The organism is Agromyces italicus DSM 16388 (assembly GCF_000421545.1).
In the GTDB taxonomy this organism is placed as follows: domain Bacteria; phylum Actinomycetota; class Actinomycetes; order Actinomycetales; family Microbacteriaceae; genus Agromyces; species Agromyces italicus.
Genome location: NZ_ATXF01000004.1, coordinates 1 through 18,990, shown reverse-complemented (window position 1 = coordinate 18,990; position 18,990 = coordinate 1). Strand labels below are relative to the sequence as shown.

19 protein-coding genes and 1 tRNA gene are annotated in these 18,990 nt (G+C 71.9%); 4 read left to right on the top strand and 16 right to left on the bottom strand.

Going from position 1 to position 18,990, the window contains the following annotated elements; translation table 11 throughout:
* Positions 1-43: 43 nt before the first annotated feature.
* Positions 44-814: a glucose 1-dehydrogenase gene (locus tag H516_RS0100515; RefSeq protein WP_022887772.1), complete on the bottom strand. Its 771-nt coding sequence runs from the start codon at positions 812-814 to the stop codon at positions 44-46.
* On the bottom strand, positions 811-1,410 hold the full coding sequence (locus H516_RS17490) for a TetR/AcrR family transcriptional regulator (protein WP_022887771.1): 600 nt from the start codon (positions 1,408-1,410) through the stop codon (positions 811-813). Before H516_RS17490 ends, H516_RS0100515 begins: the two co-directional genes overlap by 4 nt.
* 39 nt (positions 1,411-1,449) lie before the next feature.
* On the opposite strand from H516_RS17490, the gene H516_RS17485 reads away from it, so the two are divergent.
* On the top strand, positions 1,450-1,785 hold the full coding sequence (locus H516_RS17485) for an OsmC family protein (RefSeq protein WP_022887770.1): 336 nt from the start codon (positions 1,450-1,452) through the stop codon (positions 1,783-1,785).
* 18 nt (positions 1,786-1,803) lie between these two features.
* Here the strand turns inward: H516_RS17485 and H516_RS0100500 are convergent, their stop codons facing one another.
* Positions 1,804-2,385 carry a YdeI/OmpD-associated family protein gene (locus H516_RS0100500; RefSeq protein WP_026378252.1) on the bottom strand — a complete coding sequence of 194 codons (582 nt, stop codon included), beginning with the start codon at positions 2,383-2,385 and terminating at the stop codon, positions 1,804-1,806.
* Between the two features lie 165 nt (positions 2,386-2,550).
* On the opposite strand from H516_RS0100500, the gene H516_RS21045 reads away from it, so the two are divergent.
* Positions 2,551-5,478: an AMP-binding protein gene (locus H516_RS21045; protein WP_022887767.1), complete on the top strand. Its 2,928-nt coding sequence runs from the start codon at positions 2,551-2,553 to the stop codon at positions 5,476-5,478.
* Here H516_RS21045 and H516_RS17475 read toward each other — a convergent pair.
* The 11 genes from H516_RS17475 to H516_RS0100440 all read right to left on the bottom strand — a co-directional run bounded on the left by H516_RS17475 (position 5,442) and on the right by H516_RS0100440 (position 16,053).
* A complete protein-coding gene (locus tag H516_RS17475; RefSeq protein WP_022887766.1) occupies positions 5,442-6,527 on the bottom strand; it encodes an ABC transporter ATP-binding protein in 1,086 nt (361 codons plus the stop codon). The two genes, H516_RS21045 and H516_RS17475, sit on opposite strands and share 37 nt — an antisense overlap.
* A complete protein-coding gene (locus tag H516_RS0100485) occupies positions 6,524-8,017 on the bottom strand; it encodes an ABC transporter permease (RefSeq protein ID WP_245561679.1) in 1,494 nt (497 codons plus the stop codon). The genes H516_RS17475 and H516_RS0100485 overlap by 4 nt, the downstream gene beginning before the upstream one ends.
* Positions 8,018-8,082: 65 nt before the next feature.
* On the bottom strand, positions 8,083-9,111 hold the full coding sequence (locus H516_RS0100480; RefSeq protein ID WP_022887764.1) for an iron ABC transporter substrate-binding protein: 1,029 nt from the start codon (positions 9,109-9,111) through the stop codon (positions 8,083-8,085).
* An 88-nt stretch (positions 9,112-9,199) separates the two neighbouring features.
* Positions 9,200-10,258: a permease prefix domain 1-containing protein gene (locus H516_RS0100475; protein WP_022887763.1), complete on the bottom strand. Its 1,059-nt coding sequence runs from the start codon at positions 10,256-10,258 to the stop codon at positions 9,200-9,202.
* A complete protein-coding gene (locus H516_RS0100470) occupies positions 10,255-10,590 on the bottom strand; it encodes a PadR family transcriptional regulator (RefSeq protein ID WP_245561677.1) in 336 nt (111 codons plus the stop codon). The genes H516_RS0100475 and H516_RS0100470 overlap by 4 nt, the downstream gene beginning before the upstream one ends.
* A gap of 82 nt (positions 10,591-10,672) precedes the next feature.
* Complete coding sequence (locus tag H516_RS17470; protein ID WP_022887761.1) at positions 10,673-12,064, bottom strand: MFS transporter; 1,392 nt, start codon at positions 12,062-12,064, stop codon at positions 10,673-10,675.
* Positions 12,034-12,603, bottom strand: coding sequence for an ArsR/SmtB family transcription factor (locus tag H516_RS0100460; protein ID WP_022887760.1), 570 nt, complete (start codon positions 12,601-12,603; stop codon positions 12,034-12,036). The genes H516_RS17470 and H516_RS0100460 overlap by 31 nt, the downstream gene beginning before the upstream one ends.
* A gap of 127 nt (positions 12,604-12,730) precedes the next feature.
* Positions 12,731-13,069 (bottom strand): SH3 domain-containing protein, encoded by a 339-nt coding sequence (locus H516_RS0100455; protein ID WP_026378249.1) that lies wholly within the window; start codon positions 13,067-13,069, stop codon positions 12,731-12,733.
* 240 nt (positions 13,070-13,309) lie between these two features.
* Positions 13,310-13,381, bottom strand: a tRNA-Gln gene (locus H516_RS0100450).
* A 184-nt stretch (positions 13,382-13,565) separates the two neighbouring features.
* A complete protein-coding gene (gltX, locus tag H516_RS0100445; RefSeq protein WP_026378248.1) occupies positions 13,566-15,080 on the bottom strand; it encodes a glutamate--tRNA ligase in 1,515 nt (504 codons plus the stop codon).
* Positions 15,081-15,090: 10 nt separating this feature from the next.
* Positions 15,091-16,053, bottom strand: coding sequence for a LysR family transcriptional regulator (locus tag H516_RS0100440; protein ID WP_022887757.1), 963 nt, complete (start codon positions 16,051-16,053; stop codon positions 15,091-15,093).
* 81 nt (positions 16,054-16,134) lie between these two features.
* On the opposite strand from H516_RS0100440, the gene H516_RS0100435 reads away from it, so the two are divergent.
* Positions 16,135-17,193, top strand: coding sequence for an aminotransferase class V-fold PLP-dependent enzyme (locus H516_RS0100435; RefSeq protein WP_022887756.1), 1,059 nt, complete (start codon positions 16,135-16,137; stop codon positions 17,191-17,193).
* A gap of 105 nt (positions 17,194-17,298) precedes the next feature.
* On the opposite strand, the gene H516_RS17465 is transcribed toward H516_RS0100435, so the two are convergent.
* Together H516_RS17465 and H516_RS0100425 are read right to left on the bottom strand one after the other, a co-directional pair.
* Positions 17,299-17,838 (bottom strand): group III truncated hemoglobin, encoded by a 540-nt coding sequence (locus H516_RS17465; protein WP_211217055.1) that lies wholly within the window; start codon positions 17,836-17,838, stop codon positions 17,299-17,301.
* 26 nt (positions 17,839-17,864) lie between these two features.
* Positions 17,865-18,653 (bottom strand): fumarylacetoacetate hydrolase family protein, encoded by a 789-nt coding sequence (locus H516_RS0100425; RefSeq protein WP_022887754.1) that lies wholly within the window; start codon positions 18,651-18,653, stop codon positions 17,865-17,867.
* Between the two features lie 103 nt (positions 18,654-18,756).
* Here H516_RS0100425 and H516_RS17460 point away from each other — a divergent pair.
* Positions 18,757-18,990, top strand: a 234-nt coding sequence (locus H516_RS17460; RefSeq protein WP_033196661.1) for a hypothetical protein, incomplete at its 3' end; no start/stop codon positions are given.

The window sequence follows — 18,990 nt, the reverse complement described above, 5'->3', positions numbered from 1 at the left end:
ACGGCAGCGGGATGCCCCGTCCGAGGCATCCCGTACCGCGTCGTCACCGGCCCATGATGTACTCGGTCGAGGGGCCGGCCGTCCAGCCGCCGTCGACCGCGAGCTCCGCGCCGGTCGTGTACGAGGCGTCGTCACTCAACAGGTAGGTGATCGCGCCGACCAGCTCCTCAGCGCGGCCGACCCGCTTGAACGGGTTGTTCGGGAACGCACCCTCGTCGAGGCTGATGCCGGTCGGTGCCGTCATCGGCGTGAGCACCATGCCGGGGTGCACCGAGTTCACTCGGATCTTCTCGCGACCGAGCTCGACGGCGGCGATCTTGGTGAGGCCGCGCACGCCCCACTTCGCTGCTCCGTACCCGCTCGTGAGCGCCATGCCCATGAGCCCGGCGGCGGATGAGATGTTCACTATCGAGCCACCGCCGGCCGCTCGCATGGCCGGGATCGCGAAGTGCATGCCCATGTGCACGCCGACGAGGTTGATCTGCACGATCTTCTGGAAGGTGTCGAGCGGCTCATCGGCGACCGGCAAACCCGAGGCCGAGATGCCGGCGTTGTTGACGAGCCCGTCGAGTCGGCCGAACGCCGCAACGGTCGCGTCGACTGCGGCCTGCCACGACGCGGCGTCGGTGACGTCGAGATGCTGGTAGCGTGCCGACTCTCCGAGCGATTCGGCGACGGCGACGCCGTCGTCGTCGAGCAGATCGCCGATGACGACCTTGCCGCCTGCCGCCACGATGCCGCGCGCGTACGCCTCGCCGAGCCCTCGGGCGCCGCCCGTGACGAGGACGACCTTGCCGGTGAGATCCTGGGTCATGATTCCATCCTTTCGTGCTGTGACGGCATGCGGTCCCGTACCGTCTCGGGAAGTGATCCGGCGAGCTCGTCGGCCAGCTCGGAGGGGTGGCTCCCCTCGGCGACGAGGTGCTCGACCGCCGCCATCACGAAGGCGACCGCGCTCCAGCAGGCCGCAGTGACCGCGACGGAGCCGTCGGGCCTGCCGAGGAGCCCCGCGACGGTGGGCCGAATGAGATGCACTGTGTCGTAGCTCGCTTCGAGCCAGACTCGCCGGAGCGACGGGTCGGCGATGACCGCAGACATGATCGCGCGCGACCGGGACTCGAGTTCGTCGGGAAACACCTCGACGAACACGCCGTGCAGCGCGGCGACGAGTCCCGACTCGGCGGGCCGGGCGGCGAGTGCGCGCGCAAAGGCTCGATTGCCGTCGTCGAAGAGCGGACGCAGACACTCCTCCTTCGTCGGAAAGTAGCGGTAGAAGCTGCGCTCGGAGATGCCTGCGGCTGCGGCGAGGCTCGCCACGGAGGGAACTGCGCCCGGGTCGGCCGCAATCGCGTCGGCGCACGCCGCAGAGATGCGAACGAGTCGTTCGGGGGTGATCGGCCGGCGTGCCACACGCAACACCGTACTCCGAAATGGCAGTTTCTGCCACTATTGGGCGCGCGGCCCGACCCGATCGCGCAGGTCGAACGCGAGCGGTCGGCTGCGACGGCCGGACTCGTCGTGACCGGCTACGAGGACGCACCGGTCGGCACGATGCTCCAGGAGGCCGTCGGCAGCGGCCGGTTCTCCGAGATCGTGCTGCGACCCACCGTCACGATCGCCCCGGGCGCCGACGGCGCAGCCGACGCTGCCCGTGCCGACGAACTGCACGAGCGCGTGGGCGACCACTGCTTCACCGCCAGGTCGGTGAACTTCCCGGTGCGGCACGAGCCCTCGCTCGTCGTCGCCGAAGGTGCCACAGCCGAACGATCGGTCTCGGGGCGCTGAGTCCTGCGCGCTCCAAGCTCACTGCGGGTACGGCGTCTCGCCCCGTTCGAGCCCGCCGACGAGTTTCGTGAGCCGGTTCGCGCGGCTCGTCGCACTCGGCGCCGTCGTGACACGGTGGAGCACGGCGTAGCGGTTGGTCGCGTTCAGGCGTGCGAAGAGCTCGGATGCCGCCGGCGACGCGGCGAGCGCGGCCGCGAGGTCGTCGGGCACCTGCGCCGCGGCCGCCCCTGCGTAGGCACGCTCCCAGCGCCCGTCGCCCTTGGCGCGGTCGATCTCGAACTGGCCGCGCGCCCGCATGCGGCCCTCGTCGACGAGCCCCTCGACGAGGCCGATGTTGCGCTGCGACCAGAGCGAGGCGCGTCGCCGCGGCGTGAACCGCTGCAGGAAGCAGGCGTCGTCGTGGCTGCGTTTCTGCCCGTCGATCCAGCCGCTGCAGAGCGCCTCGTCGAGGGCCTCGGCGTAGATCAGGGTCGTCGGCTCGGTCGTGCCCTTCTTCGCGAGCAGCAGCCAGACCCCGTCGGAGCTTTCTTCGTTCGCGTCGAGCCAGGCGCGCCAGGCCGCGCGGTCGGCCACGACGAAGGGGATGATCTCTGCGCTCATGACGGTCTCCGGTCGCGCGGCGGCAACGGCTCCGCCTCGCTCTTCACACCTTACGCAGCCCCACCGACGCCGATCCGGTCATTCTGCGCCCGACCTCGGTTAGGGTAGGCTCACCTCAGTCCTCCCAGCCGCTCGGCACCCTCCCCGCTCCGAAAGCCCTGATCGATGCCCTCGTCCGCACCAGCCCTCGGCGTCTCGACGCTCGGCGGACGTGCGGAGGATCCGGCACTCGTCGCGGACGGCCGGGTGATCGACTACGCCGAACTCGTCGACCGCGTCGGCCGGCGCAGCGCCGAGCTCGGCACGACCCGGCGGCTCGTGATGATCGAGGCGGGCAACACGCTCGAACCCGTCGTCACCTACCTCGCCGCGCTCGAGGGCGGCCACCCGGTGCTGTTCGTGCCGGCCGGGGGCGACGAGACCGCGCGTCGCAATCGCGCGGCACTCACCGAACGCTTCGACCCCGACGTCATCGCACGCACCGGCGCCGATGACCGCGGCGAGAGGCACTGGATCCTCGACGAGCGTCGTCGCGGCACGCGCCACGAGCTCCACCCCGAACTCGCCTTGCTGGCGAGCACCTCGGGGTCGACCGGCTCCCCGAAGCTCGTGCGGCTCTCGGCCGAGAACCTGCGGTCGAATGCCGCCGCGATCGCCGAGTACCTGCGACTCTCCCCTGCCGACCGCGCCGCGACCACCCTGCCGCTGCAGTACTGCTACGGGCTCTCGGTGGTCAACAGCCACCTGCTCGCCGGGGCGAGCCTGTTGCTCACCGAGCGGTCGGTCACCGACGAGAGCTTCTGGCACGAGGCATCCGAGCATCGCATCACCTCGTTCGCGGGCGTCCCGTACACCTTCGAACTGCTCGAAGCCGACGGCTTCGCCGATCGTGAGCTGCCGAGCCTGCGGTACCTCACCCAGGCGGGCGGGCGACTCGCGCCCGAGGCGGTGCGACGGATCGCCGAGCTCGGCGAACGCCGCGGCTTCGAGCTCTTCGTCATGTACGGGCAGACCGAGGCGACGGCGCGAATGGCCTACCTGCCTCCCGAGCTCGCGGCGAGCGCCGCCGGGGCGATCGGCCGGCCGATTCCCGGTGGTCGGCTGCGCATCGCCGGCCTCGGCGAGGTCGAAGACGAAGCGGATGCTTCGAGCACCGCCTCCATCGAGGGTGACGGGCCGCTCGGCGAGGGCACGGGCGAGCTCGTCTACGAAGGCCCGAACGTGATGCTCGGCTACGCCGAGGCGCCGGCCGACTTCGCGCTCGGCCGAACGGTGCACGAGCTCCGCACGGGCGATCTCGCACGTCGTCGCCCCGACGGCCTCTTCGAGATCGTCGGGCGGGCGGTCCGGTTCGCCAAGGTGTTCGGACTCAGGCTCGACCTCGACCGGGTCGAGCGGCTGCTCGCCGAGGAGGGGCTCACCGCGCGTGCGGCCACCGACGACGCGCGATTGCTCGTCTTCGCCACCTCCGATCGCGTCGTCGCGCGCGTGCGCGAGCGGGCGGCGAGCCTCACCGGGCTGCCGTCGCACGTCGTCGCGGGCTACGCGGTCGCCGAGTTCCCCCGCACCTCGAGCGGCAAGCCCGATACCGCCGCCCTCGTGCGCTTCGCCGCCGACCACGATCGGGTGCTCGGGGAGACGACCGGCACCTCGGCGCCGACCGCGAGCGATGCGTCCGAGCGCGTCCGCGACCTCTTCGCGACACTGCTCGGCCGGGCCGACGCCGGGTTCGACGACTCCTTCGCGGGGCTCGGCGGCGACTCGCTGAGCTACATCGAGGTGTCGCTGCGACTCGAGGAGCTGCTCGGGGCGCTCCCGCGCGAGTGGCCACGGCTGACCGCCCGCGAACTCGGCGCGCGCGGAGGCTCGAGCCCCGCCGATGCCGCGAACCGCGCCGTGGACCAGCCCGACGTCACGGCGAGCAGCGCCGCGTGCCAGCCCGACGTCACGGCGAGCAGCGCCGCGCACCGCACCGCGGGCGCCCGAGCGCACGGCGCGCCGCCCGAGGCATCCGCACCGAACCCCGCCGGCCCGCGCCGCCGCCCATGGGCTGTACGCCTCGAGACCCCCGCGGTGCTGCGCGCCGCCGCCATCGTGCTCATCGTGGGAACGCACGCCGACCTCTTCATGCTGAAGGGCGGCGCGCACCTGCTGCTCGCCGTCGCGGGCTACAACCTCGCCCGATTCCAGCTGGCCGCGGTGCCGGGCGCCACCAGGGTGCGACGGCTCACGCGCAGCGCCGTGCAGCTCGCCGTGCCCGCGGCGCTCTGGATCGGCGCGGTCGCACTCGTGACCGGCCGGTACGGCCCCACCACCGCGCTCCTCGTGAACAACCTCGTGCCGAGCGACGGCCGATGGAACGAGCAGTGGCAATTCTGGTTCCTCGAAGCGGCCGTGTGGACTCTCGTCGGCCTGGCCCTGCTCTTCGCCGTGCGCGCGGTCGACCGGTTCGAACGCCGAGCGCCGTTCGGCTTCGCCCTCGGCGCCCTCGCCGTCGCGCTCGCCGCCCGCTTCGCGATCTCCGGCCCGCACGCCGAATACGTCGAACGGTACAGCGCACCCGTCGTGATCTGGCTCATCGCCCTCGGCTGGCTCGTCGCCCGCGCCGACACGACCGCACGCCGCATCGTCGTGTCGGCGGTCGCCGTCGCGAGCTCGTTCGGCTTCTTCGGCGAACCCGGTCGTGAGGCGATCGTCGCGGGCGGGGTGCTCGCGCTGATCTGGATCCCGGCACTCCCGCTTCCGCGCCTCATCGTTCCCGCCGTCGCCACCCTCGCCGGTGCCTCGATGTTCGTCTACCTCACGCACTGGCAGGTGTACCCGCCGTTCGAGACGTCGGCACCGTGGCTCGGCACCCTGCTGTCGCTCGCGGTCGGCGTGCTCGCGTGGCGCGCCTACCTGGTCGCGAGCGGGCAGCTCTCACGGATGACGGACCGCGCGCGCCGAGGATTCGCCTCACGGGCGCGGCTCCGGCAGGAGCGGCTCGAACGATCGGCGGACGCGACGGACCGGACCGAGCTTCGGCAGCCGGCCTGCGGCCCCGCCGAGCGGAGCGGTCAGCCGACCGGAGCCGTGGCCGCGATCGGCGGCTGATCGGGCGCGGGGTAGAGCACCACGCCGCCATCGACGGCGACCTGCACCGGGCATCCGGCCTCGAAGCGGCCCGCCTCGTGCAGCGGCACGCGGTGCGTCACCTCGACCGGGAACTCCGCGGCGCCGAGGCGCAGCCGCAGTTCGGCCGAGGCGCCGGTGCGGCGCACCCCGACGACGGTCGCGTTGCCGTCGGCCGCGCCCGGGTCGAGCCGGAGCTGCTCGGGCCGCAGCATCGCGCAGACCCGTTCGGCGCCGCCGCTGCGATCGTGGCGCACCACGAGGCATCCGAACGCGCAATCGGCCAGATCGGTTCCCGCCGAACGGGCGGGCACCACGACGACGTCACCGAGGAACTCGGCGACCCCCGCGTCGATCGGAGCGTCGAACACGGCCGCCGGGTCGCCGGTCTGCACGAGTCGGCCACCCGCGAGCACGCCCACCTGCTGGCCGAACGAGAGGGCTTCGTCTTGATCGTGGGTGACGAGCACCGCCGTCACGCCGCTGCGCTCGAGCACCTCGATGACGGCACGCCTGGTCTGCGCGCGCAACCCCGTGTCGAGGGCGCTGAACGGCTCGTCGAGCAGGATCACGCTCGGTCGCAGCGCGAGCGCCCGGGCGAGCGCGACCCGCTGCTGCTGCCCGCCCGAGAGCTCATGCGGCATGCGTTCGGCGAGGGCGGGATCGAGCGAGGCGAGGTGCATGAGCTCGCGCACGCGCGCCGCCCGGCCGGACCCCCGCGGCAGCGCGAAGGCGATGTTGCGCGCCACCGAGAGGTGCGGGAAGAGCGCGCCGTCCTGCGCGACGTAGCCGATGCCTCGGCGATGCGCCGGCATCGCGGTGGTCGGACCGGCGAGTTCGCGCCCGTCGAGCCGGATCGAGCCGGCGTCAGGGCGTTCGAAGCCCGCGATGAGCCGCAGCAGGGTGCTCTTGCCGCTGCCGGAGGAGCCGACGAGGGCGAGCCGGGTGCCGTCGGGCACCTCGAGCGAGACCTCGCGCAGCACCTCGGTGCTGCCGAACGACTTCGTGACGCGATCGAGGCGCAGGGTCATCGGAGACTCCGTCGGGTGGCGTGGGCGAACATGAGGGCGACCGCGGGGATCGAGAGCAGCACGAGCAGCACGGCGTAGGGTGCGGCGGCCGGGTAGTCGAGCGAGGATGCCGCCGACCAGAAGCTCGTCGCGACCGTCCGCGTGCCGGTCGGTGCGAGCAGGAGCGTCGCGGTGAGCTCGTTCGCGGCGCCGAGCGCGACGAGGGCGCCGCCCGCGGCGACGGCGGGCACGAGCATCGGAACGGTGACGCGCAGGCGCGCAGCCCACGGCGCGACGCCGAGCGAGCGCGCCGCCTCCTCGAGCGACTCCGGCACCTGGGAGAGCCCCGCCCGCAGCGGCACGAGCGCCCGGGGCAGGAAGATCACGACATAGGCGAAAATCACCGTGAACACCGTCTGGTAGAGGGCCGGCGCGAATGCGAGCGTCGTCGCGACGAGCGCCAGGGCGACGATGATCGCGGGGAGGCTGCTCGCCAGGTACGCGGCACCCTCGAGCAGGCGCGAGAGCCGCCCCGGGTAGCGCACCGCGAGCCACGCGAACGGCAAGGCGACGAGTATCGCGCCGATCGCACCGCCGATCGAGAGACCGAGCGTCTGCGCGGTGGCCGGCACGAGCGCGGCGAGATCGAACGCCTCTGCGGCGAAGAGCCAACGTGCGACGCTCGCGAGTGGCACGACGGTGGCGGCGACGACGACGGCCGCCGCCGCGAGCACCGCGAGCGGTGAGAGCCGGCCGAGCGGGAGGCGTGCGGGCGGGTGCGGCGACCCGCTGCCGACTCGCGCGTAACGCGCGCGTCCGCTGCCGCGCGCGAGCGACTCGAGCGCGAGCAGCCCGAGGCAGAGCACCGCGAGCACGAGCCCGAGCGCCGCCGCGTTCGGGCCGGCGAACGTGGCCTGGTAGGCGACGACGATGGCGGTCGTGAAGGTGTCGAACCGGAGGAATGCGAAGGCGCCGTACTCGGCGAGGAGGTGCAGGGCGACGACGAGCGCCCCGCCGAGCACCGCGAGGCGCAGTTGCGGCAGCACCACCCTCCCGAACACGCCCCACGAGCCCATGCCGAGCGCCCGCGCCGACTCCTCGAGCGCGGGGTCGAGCCCGCGGATCGCCGCGAGCGCGGGGAGATAGACGAGTGGGAAGTAGGCGAGCACGGCGACGAGCACCCCGCCCGAGAGTCCGCTGATCGAGGGGATCGCGCTCGCCCACCCGTAGCTCGCCACGAACGCCGGGATGGCCAGCGGGGCGACGAAGCCCACCGCGAAGACGCGTCGCGCGGGCAATGCCGTGCGCTCGACGAGCCACGCCGCCCCGACGCCCAGCACGACGCTCGCCGGCACCCCGATGACGACGAGCAGCACGGTGTTGACCAGCAGCTCGCCCACCTTCGGGCGGAACACCAGCGCCGCGAGCTCGCTCCAGCCCATCGCGAAGGCCGCCTGGACGACATAGCCGATCGGCAGGAGCGCGCCCGTGGCGAGCACCGCGACGACCACGACCAGACCGACGGGCGCCCGACGCCGATGCGTCGCGACCGTGGGCGTCGTGGTCGCGGTCGGGGTCAGAGCAGGCCGGCTTCCGTCATGAGTTCGATGACCTTCGGCCCGTTGAGCGACGACGGGTCGATCACGGGGGCGTCGAGCGAGTCGAGCGGAGGAAGTTCGGCCTTGGCCGGGACGCCCGAGGCGACGGGGTACTCGAAGCTGTAACCCTCGCCGAGGATTCGCTGGCCCTCTTCGCCCGCGAGGAAGGCGAGGAACTGCTGCGCCTCGTCGGGGTGCTTCGCGTTCTTCAGCACGCCGCCGCCCGAGACGCTGACGAAGGCGCCCGGGTCCTGATCGCCGAAGTAGTGCAGCTTCGTGTTGCCGCTGTCTTCGGCCGCGGCATCCTGGTCGCGGTACCAGTAGTAGTGGTAGATGATGCCGACCGGCACCTCGCCGGCGTTGACCGCCTTCATGGTGACGATGTTGTTGCGGTACTCGACCGCGTTCTCGGCCATGCCCTCGAGCCAGGCGCGCGCGCCGTCCTCGCCCTGCGTCTCGAGCACGGCCGAGACGATCGCCTGGAAGTCGGCCTTCGCGGGGGCGGCCCCCCAGCGTCCTTTCCACTCGGGGTTCCGGAGGTCCATGAGCGAGGCCGGGAGCTCGGCCTCGCTGATCAGCTCGGGGTTGTAGACGAGCACGGTGGAGCGGGCGGCGATGCCCGTCCACGCGCCGGAGGTCGGGCGGTACTGCTCGGGCACGAGCTCGAGGGTCTCCTCGCCGACCGGGGCGAAGAGCCCCGACTCTTCGACGAGCGACATCGCCGGCGAGTTCTCGGTGAGGAAGACGTCGGCCTTCGACGCCGCCCCCTCCTGCACGAGCTGGTTGCCGAGCTCGCTGTCGTCGCCGTTGCGGAGCACGACCTCGATGCCCGTTTCCTCGGTGAAGGCGTCGGCCCACTCCTGGGTGAGCTCTTCGTGCTGGGCGTTGTAGACGACGAGGGCGTCCTCGTCGATCGCGGCATCGCCCGAGCCTCCGGCGGCGCAGCCGCTGAGGAGCAGGGTGACGGCGAGGGCCGGCACGACGGCACGGCGCAGGGCTTGACGCATGGAGAGGAGGACCTTTCGGACCGAAGCAGGCAGGTAAGGCTATCCTAAAGCACCCTCGTCCTCCACGCTCGCGTGCCCGCCGCGGCGGCTATCCGGCGCGGTTCGCCCGGTAGCGCTCGACGGCGTGCAGCCCCGAGGAGATCGCGGCGAAGAGCACGGCGGCGATCGGCCAGACGATCCACGACCTGCCCCAATCGCCGCCGATGAAGCTCCATCCGAGGAAGACGACCACCACGAGCGGCCAGTAAAAGGCCGAGATCACGCCGACGATGCCGCGTCGGTCGTCGGATGCCGCGGCGACCCCCTCGGCCTGCGTGAGCGTCTCGGCGACCGATGCGGCCCAGTTGCTCGGGAGGAAGACGAGCAGCCCGGTCGCGACGATCGCGAGCATCGCGGCGACCGCGACGCCGATCCACGCTTGCGTCACCTCGGGCGGAGCCAGCAGGCTCATGGCGAGCACCGGGGTCACGGCGAGGATCCAGAGGCCGATGGCGATCTGGAGGGCGGTCGTGCGCCGGGGCGAGGCCTCGGCCGCGAGCTGCCGCGCCCACCGGTCGACACCGGGCGAGCGGGTGAACTCCCCTGCGGTCAGTCGCGCGAACGGTTCGAGGAGCTGGCCGCGGCGCACCATCATCATGACCGCGACCGTCACGATCGCGAGCAGGGCGCCGAGCCCGATCATCACGCCCACCTGCTGGTCGAGCGCGATCGCGCCGCCGCCGGTGAGTGTCGCGAGCGCGATGAGCGGCATGGGCGACATGACGAGCAGCGCCACGGCCAGCGCGACGCGCGGCTCGCTGCGACGGCGCGCCTCGGCGAACGCTTCGGCCTCCTCCTGCGTGACGGGGGCGGGCGCCGCCGCCCGGGCATGCGGCGCGGACGGCATGGTCGCTCCGGCTGCGACGCCGGGCCCGCCCGCGGCCGGAGCGATCTCGGCGCTGATGCCGAGCTGCGGCGCGAGCTCGTCGAGATTGCCGAACTCGGTGATGACCCGGCCGACGGCCTCGTTCTCGGACAGCCCCTGGTCGACGTACCCGTGGTAAGCGTCCTCCATCATCGTGTGCAGCTCGGCCTTCGCCTCGAGCAGCCTCGCGGTCGGCGAGTACGCGCCGAACATGGTCTCGAGGTAGGCGGTGATGACGTTCATGCTTCGACTCCTTCGATGAATCGGTCGACGACCGACTTCGTGTCGCGCCATTCGGCGACCTTCAGCTCGAGGTGGGAGAGCCCGCCGTCGCTGATGCAGTAGTAGGTGCGGGGCTTGCCCGACTCGGATGCCCCGGCGTACGAGGTGACGAGCCCCGCCCCTTCGAGGCGCTTGACCGCGGAGTACAGCGTCGTCTGCTTGATCGTGTACTCGGCGCCGGTCACGGCGTGGATCTGCTGTGCGAGCTCGTACGCGTACGACGGTCGCTGTCGCAGGAGCGACAGGACCATGAGGTCGACGTACCCGCGGATCGCGTCGGCACTGATCATCATGACCTCCATTCGGTGCTACGGGTGATACACCCCCGAACATACTATGTGTGGCGTAGTACGTCAAGCATTGGACGGAAGCCGCTCAACGCGCCTCCGCCACCGCGGCCGTGCCGCGGGGCAGGTCGCGCCGACGGAGCCAGGGCTGGAGCCAGGAGGCCGCGTTCGCGACGAGCGCCACGACGCCCATGACGAAGATCACCGGCGCCGGCCCCCACTGCTCGGCGAGCACCCCCGCCAGCACGCCGGCGACGGGCATGCCCGCGAAGTTCACGAGCTGCGCGCTCGTGCTCTGGCGCGCGAGCATGTGCTCGGGCACGTACGACTGCACCCAGGTGCGCCGCAGCACGTTCGCGGCGACGATGCCCGCGACGGCCACGGCGTTCGCCGCGACCACGATCCAGAGCACCGGGCCGGGCTGCGCGAAGGCGAGCAGGGGCAGCATGAGCCCCGCGACGGTCAGTGTGATGCTGACGCCCCGGGCGTCGCCGAGGATACGCCCGAGCGCGGGCGCGGCCAGCGCACCGACGATGCCGCCGACCGAGGAGACGGCGAAGACGAGGCCGATCACCGCGGAGTCGAGCTGCAGTTCGCGACTCAGCCACAGCACGAGGACGGCCTGCTGACCGATGAGCCCGAAGTTCGCGAACGCCCCCTGGAGGGCGAAGAACCGCAGTCGCCGGTCGCCGAAGACGAGCCGGAGACCCGAGCGCACCGAAGCCCGAAGCGGCTCGCGTCGCGGCGTCGATGCCGCGGGGTGCGGCCGCATCAGCACGAGGCAGACGAGCGAGACCGCGAGCCCCAGCGCCTCGCCGAGCATGCCCTTCACCGGGCCGACGAGCTGGCCGACGAGGCCGCCGAGCCCAGGCCCCACCGTGTTGGCGGCATTCTCGGTGCCGAAGAGCAGGCTGTTGGCGACCGGCCGGTCGCGCTCCGGAACGACGCGCACCAGCAGCTTCGTGTACGCCGACCTGAACGCGATCGTGCCGGTGCCGACGACGAGCGCGACGACCACAAGCTGCCAGAGGCTCAGCACCCCGACGAGCGCCGCGACGGGTACCGAGACGTACGCCGCCATCGAGACCGCGTTCGCACCGATCATCACGGCGCGCGGCGAACGACCGTCGACCCACGCACCGATCGGCAGCCCCACGACGAGCCACGGCAGCCAGGTGGCCGCCGCGATGACCCCTATCCAGGTCGCCGAGGCGTCGAGGAGATCCACGGCGACGAGCGGCAGCAGCACGCTGGTCATGCCGGCGCCGGTCACCGAGGCCGCCTCCCCCGCCCAGAGCAGCAGGAAGTCGCGGTTGCGACGCAGGCCGCCGCGCGCGCGGGAGCCCCGAGCAGGCGCCTCGACTGCGCGCGGGTTCGACCCCGCGGCATCCGCGCTCGAAGCGCCCTCGATGCGTGTGGGGCTTTCGACGGGCCCAGCCTGCTCGACGCTCACGGCCGGTTCGGGAACGCGCGCGCCCACAGGAGCACCGCCTCTCGCCCGTCGTGGTCGCGGCCGGAGTACGAGCGGACCAGCGCGACGATCGCCTCGTCGAGCTCGGCGAGCTCGGCGGGGCTGAGCCAGAGGCGCGACTGGTGCGCGAAGGCGACCTCGGCCCACTCGGGACGCGCTTCGCGCTCGGTGAGCCACCGCCGGGCCCGGTCGTGCTGCTCCTGGAGCATCTGCGCCTCGAGCGAATCGGCGATCGTGCGTGCCGCCGGGTCGGCGAGGCGCGACGACGACCATCTGATGCCGCGCTGCGCCCGCTGCCACCAGTGCTCGCGGGCGTCACGGGCGAGCTCGGGCGCCTCGACGACGAGCCCGGCCCTGGCCAGGATGCCGAGGTGGTGGCTCACGCTGCCGATCGCGGCACCGGCGCGTTCTGCGAGCATCGAGACCGTCGCCGGACCATCGACGGCGAGGAGGTCGTAGAGGCGGTTGCGCAGCGGATGCGTGAACGCCTTCAGGACGTCGGCATCGGTGATATCGAGGATGCCGTCGGAGTCGGGTGTCGTCGCCATGTGCACCACGATAAATGCACAAGGAAATTTGTGCAACCCTTCTTGTGCAACTCTCGGTGCGGGCGCACCCGAGCCGGAGACGACGAGACGTCAGCAGGGCGGCGTCCCGGCGACGCTGCCGTTCGGTTCAGACGGCCGCGAGTGCCCGGTACGGAATCCAACCTTCACGCCCGTCGCCTGCCCGGCACCAGCCCCAGCCGCTCTCGACGTCGTCTCGGACGACGTCGACCACAGCACCCCTGGGCACCGTGAGCTCGGTGGTGTCGTACGCCGTTCTCACCGTCCCGGTCTCCCCCTCGATCGAGAGATACCTGCCGGGCACCCAGCCAGACCCTCCCGCCGACGTCACGAACACGAATGCGGGCCATTCGGTGTCCCATTCGCCGACCTCGACGACCTCCCCCGGCGCGATCGACAACGGCGCTCGCGCGGGAGCTTCGTGACCTTCGATCACCATATGGAGCATCGAACCATCATGCACGAACCGGGCGGGGCCGGCCCAGCCCGAGCCCTCGACGAGCGAATGACGACCGCCTCGGAACGAGGAGGGCTCGCGCCGTCGATCTCGATCGGGCTGATCGTCGACGCGACGCTCTTCGATCAGCGGGCCACGGCTGGCACGGTGGACGGAGATGCTGCCGGCCGGGGGTGCGCGCCCGCGCCCGAGAAACACGAAAACCCCCGGCGAACCGGGGGTTTCTCACAGCTGGGGTACCTGGACTCGAACCAAGAACAACGGTACCAGAAACCGCCGTGTTGCCAATTACACCATACCCCAATGGCCCGAAACCGGAGTTCCGCGCCGAGAGTCAACTGTAGCCTACCCGGTCGCGCCAGCCAAACTGAGCGAGCCGTGCCTCAGCCGACCGAGCGACGTTTCGGGGGTGCTCTTCCGCAAGATCGGCGCCGAGGAGGCGGCCGAAGTTGCGGAAAAGCACCCCCGAAACGCGATGGGCGCGGGGTCAGCCGATGAGGGCGGCGAGCCGGTCGACGCGCGCGAGCGAGTCGACCTTGCCGAGGATCTGCATCGACTCGAACAGCGGCGGCGACACGCGGCGGCCCGAGACGGCGGTGCGCACGGGGCCGAAGGCTACGCGGGGCTTGAGGCCGAGGCCGTCGATGAGTGCGGCGCGAAGCGCCTCCTCGATCTCGGCGGTGCCCCAGGCCGAGGCCGGCAGCGCGTCGAGCGCGTTGCGGGCGGCGGCGAGCACCGCGGCCGTGTCGGCCGGCAGCGCGCCGACGGCAGCCTCGTCGTACTCGAGCGAGTCGGCGTCGGTGAACAGGAAGCCGAGCATGCCGGGCGCCTCGCCGAGCAGGTTGATGCGCTCCTGCACGAGGGGTGCGGCCTCGGCGAGGATCGCCTCTTCCCCTGGAGTGATCGGCGTCGAGACGGCGCCCGCGGCCTGCAGATACGGCACGGTGCGGGCCGCGAAGTCGGCGACGTCGAGCCGGCGGAGGTGGTCGCCGTTGATCGACTCGGCCTTCTTCAGGTCGAAGCGCGCCGGGTTCGGGTTGACGTTCTCGACGTCGAACGCGGCGATGAGCTCGTCGCGGCTGAACACGTCGCGGTCGGCCGAGAAGCCCCAGCCGAGGAGCGCGAGGTAGTTGAGCAGCCCCTCGGGGATGAAGCCGCGATCGCGGTGGTGGAACAGGTTCGACTCGGGGTCGCGCTTCGAGAGCTTCTTGTTGCCCTCGCCCATGACGTACGGCAGGTGGCCGAAGCGCGGCACGAAGGTGGTCACGCCGATGTCGATGAGCGCGTGGTACAGCGCGATCTGGCGCGGCGTCGACGAGAGCAGGTCTTCGCCGCGCAGCACGTGCGTGATGCCCATGAGCGCGTCATCGACGGGGTTCACGAGCGTGTAGAGCGGGGCGCCGTTCGGGCGCACGACGACGAAGTCGATGGTGTTGCCGACGGGGAAGGTGATCTCGCCGCGCACGAGGTCGTCGAAGCCGAGGTCGACCTCGGGCACCCGCAGACGCAGCGCGGGCTCGCGCCCCTCTGCGCGGAACAGCGCCTTCTGCTCCTCGGTCAGCGTGCGGTCGAAGTTGTCGTAGCCGAGCTGCTTGGGCCGGCCGGCGGCCTCGTTGCGCGCGTCGATCTCCTCCGCGGTCGAGTAGCTCTCGTAGACGTGGCCCGAGGCCTTCAGCTTCTCGATGACTTCGGCGTAGAGGTCGGCGCGCTGCGACTGCCGGTACGGCTCGTGGGGGCCGCCGATGCCGACGCCCTCGTCCCAGTCGAGGCCGAGCCAGGTGAGCGCGTCGAGGATCTGCTCGTAGCTCTCTTCGCTGTCGCGGGCGGCGTCGGTGTCTTCGATGCGGAACACGAAGGTGCCGCCGGTGTGGCGCGCGTAGGCCCAGTTGAACAGGGCGGTGCGCACGAGGCCGACGTGCGGCGTGCCGGTCGGTGAGGGGCAGAAGCGCACACGGACATCGCTGCCGGTGGCCTGGGTGACGGGGTGAGCTGACTCGGACATCGCCTCAATGCTACCGAGCGGCGCGCGCGGACCGCGCGCCGGCGAGGCCATCGAGCGCTGCCAGGGTGGCCGCGACGGCGGGCACCCTCCCCGCGCCCTGCGCGGTCACGAGGTGCAGGGAGCGCACGTCGGCCCGCGCGGTCGGCCGGGCGACGACGTCGGGATGCCTCGGCGAGGCCGCGAGCGCGAGCGCCGGCAGCAACGCCACCCCGAGGCCCTGCGCGACCATGCCCTCGACGGCCACGAAGTTGTCGGTCTCGAAGGCGATGCGCGGCGTGAAGCCCGCGGCATCCGCGAGCTCGAGCAGGTGCCCGCGGCAGCGCGGGCAGCCGGCGATCCAGGCCTCGTCGCCGAGGTCGGCCAGTTCGATACGGTCGGATGCCGCGGCCGGATGCCCCGCCGGGAGCACGAGCCGCATCGGCTCCTCGCCGTAGCCGCGCACGTCGAGCCCGCGCGCGCTCGCGCGGTGCGGGTCGTCGCGGTCGCCCGGGTAACTGAAGGTGATCGCGACGTCGGCGCGGTCGGCGCGCACGGCCGCGACCGCCTCGGGCGGCTCTGCCTCGACATAGGTGACGGTGACGCCCGGATGCTCCGCCGCGAGCGCGGCGATGAGCCGGGGCACGAGGGTCGCCGACGCCGACGGGAAGGCGACGAGGCGCACCCGCCCCGCGCGGAGCCCCCGGAGTTCGGCGAGTTCGCCGGCGGCCGCCTCGAGGGCGGTGGCGACGGCGTTCGCATGACGGGCGAGCACGCGCCCCGATTCGGTGAGCCGGATGCCGCGGCCGACGCGTTCGACGAGGGCGATGCCCGTGCGATCCTCGAAGCGGCGGAGCTGCTGGCTCACCGCGGGCTGGCTGTAGCCGAGCGAAGAGGCGGCGGCGGTGAGCGAGCCGTGCTCGGCGATGCGGCGCACGACCCGCACCGTCTGCAGGTCGAGTGCGGTGGCGAGGGCTTCGATCGAGGCATCCGACATGTCGATATCATAAGCACGGCTTATGTAAGTCATCGAACACTGGCTCTTGTCGAATGAGTCGACTCGGGTGACGCTGGAGGCATGCACCACCTCCGAGACCGTTTCGCCGCAGGCCGCGGCTACCTCGCCGCCTGCACCCTCGGCCTGCCCGCCGACGTCACCCGCGACGCCGTGCGCCGCGACCTCGAGCGCTGGTCGCTCGGTGCGGCCACCGCCGCCGACTACTCGGCCGCCCTCGAGCGCGCCCGCGGGCACGCCGCGAGCCTGCTCGGTACCTCCCCCGAGCGCATCGCGACCGGCTCGCAGGTCTCGGTGTTCGCGGGGCTCGCGGCCGCCGCGGCCCCGGCCGGCGCAGAGATCCTGTGCGTCGACGGCGACTTCTCGTCGGTCGTGGCGCCCTTCCTCGCGCGGGGCGACCTCGACGTGCGCCACGTGCCGCTCGACGCCCTCGCCGACGCCGTCACCCCGTCGACCTGGCTCGTCTCGTACTCGCTCGTGCAGTCGGCGACCGGCGAGGTCGCCGACGAGGCATCCATCACCGCCGCCGCCCGCGACGACGGCGCGCTGACGCTCGTCGATACCACCCAGGCGACCGGCTGGATGCCGACCGACCACGTCACCGGCGACCTCGTCGTCTGCCACGCCTACAAGTGGCTCGGCGCCCCCCGCGGGGCGGCCTTCGCCGCGATCTCCGACCGGGCCGTCGAGTCGTTCACCCCGCACACCGCCGGCTGGTACTCGGGCGACGACCCCTGGGCGTCGTGCTACGGACCCGAACTGCACCTCGCCGACGGCGCCCGTCGCTTCGAGGTCTCCCCCGCGTGGCACGCGTGGGCCGGCGCCGACGCCGCGCTCGGCTTCGCCGCCTCGCTCGACCTGGCTTCGGTGCAGCAGCACGACGTGGGGCTGGCGAACGCGTTCCGCGAGCGGATCGGACTCGACGCCTCCGACTCGGCGATCGTCACCTGGCCCGACGAGTCCGGCTGCGACCTCGCGGCGCTGACGGCCGCGGGGCTCGTCGCGTCGGGGCGGGCGGGTCGGGCACGCGTCGCGTTCCACCTCTGGAACGACGACGAGGATGTCTCGCGCGCGGCCGATGCCGTGACCGGCAGCGCCGCGCACCTCAGCCTGCGGCGCTGAGCCGCGGGCGTGCAGGCGCCGCTGTCCTCAGACCAGCCGTCGGTGCCGGGCGTTCGTCACGCCGACCATGCCAGGCCGGACGCCCCGCTCGGGCTGCCGGCCGGTTCAGCCCTCTCCGCCGGTCGTGCCGTCGCTGCGCGGCCCGTCGATCGTGCCGCCCTCCTCGAGCCGCTCGCGCGTCGTGATCGTCTCGTAGGCCGACCCGGTGCCGCCGGCGAGCCGTCGACGGATCGACGCGGCGATGCGCTCGCCCTGCACCTTCGCGCGGTCGGCGACGTCGCCCGTGAACCCGTCGTCGACGGTCTGCCGCCAGAGCACGAGCCAACGCTCGAAGTGCGCCTCGGTCAGCGGGTGGTTCGCGTCGAGCGCGACATGAAGCCCGAGCGCGTTGCGGCGGTAGGTACCGGCGTCGAAGAGCACCGACTCCCAGAAGTCGCACATGATCGGCAGGTGGTGGGCGAGGTCCATCTTCGCGACGTCGGTGAAGATGGGCCCGATGAAGGGGTCGGCGAACGCCCGCAGGTAGAACGCCTCGATGAGCGCGGCGAGGTCGTCGCGACCGCGGAGGTCGTGGTGCCCGGCGCCGGGCGCGGGCTCGATCGCCAGGGGGTCGGCGGCGGCGCCGGTGGCATCCGGACCGTGCACTGAGCCCTGCTCGCCCACACCGACCACTACCCTGCCGAACGCACCGGGTTCGAGAGCACCCCGAGGCCCGAGATCGTGACCTCGACCGTGTCGCCGTCGACGATCGGGCCGACGCCGGCCGGGGTGCCCGTGAGGATGACGTCGCCGGGGAGCAGGGTGAACACGCTCGACGCGTAGGCGATGATCGCGGGCACCGAGTGCACGAGGTCGGCGAGGCGCCCCTCCTGCTTGCGCACGCCGTTGACGCTCGTCTCGATGGTGCCGTTCTCGAAGTCGACGTCGGTCGAGATGACCGGCCCGAGCGGGCAGAACGAGTCGAAGCCCTTCGCACGGGTCCACTGGCCGTCGCGCTGCTGCAGGTCGCGCGCGGTGACGTCGTTGGCGATCGTGTAGCCGAAGATCACCTGCTCGGCATCGGCCTCGCTCACGTTCTTCGCGATGCGGCCGATCACGACGGCGAGCTCGCCCTCGTGCTCGACCCGCTCGCTCTGCGGCGGCAGCACGATCGCGTCGTCGGGGCCGATCACGCTCGTGTTCGGCTTCAGGAACAGCAGCGGCTCTGCCGGGGCCTCGCCGCCAATCTCGGCGGCATGGTCGTGGTAGTTCTTGCCGACCGCGACGACCTTCGACCGCGGGATCACCGGCGCGAGCAGCTTCGCCCCGGCGAGCGGCACCCGCTCGCCCGTCGGCTCGTAGCCCGCGAACATCGGATCGGCCTTCAGCACGACCAGCTCGTGCTCCTCTTCGTCGAGGATGCCGAACGAGATGGTCAGGTCTTGTTGGCTCCGGCCATGGCTGAACCGCGCGATCTTCATGCGATCAAGCCTATCGGGGGTGCCCCTATGTCTTTCGTCAAGTCCACTGGCCCAAACCCAAGCGTGGTCACGACAACAGGTTTGGGCGCGGCAGAATACGTGGATGACGATTACTACCCGGATGGCTACGGTCACGGATGAGGGGTGGCTGTTCCAGCTCCACGAGGATGCTCACAAGGAATTGGTTGAAGCGGCCTATGGTCCGTGGATCGTGGTGCAGCAGCAGGAGTTCTTCCGCCCGCTCGTCGATGATCACGACGTCTTCATTCTCGAACAGGACGGGTCGGCTGTTGGCGCGGTGTACTTGGGCATCCGCGATGAAGACACCTGGCTCGAG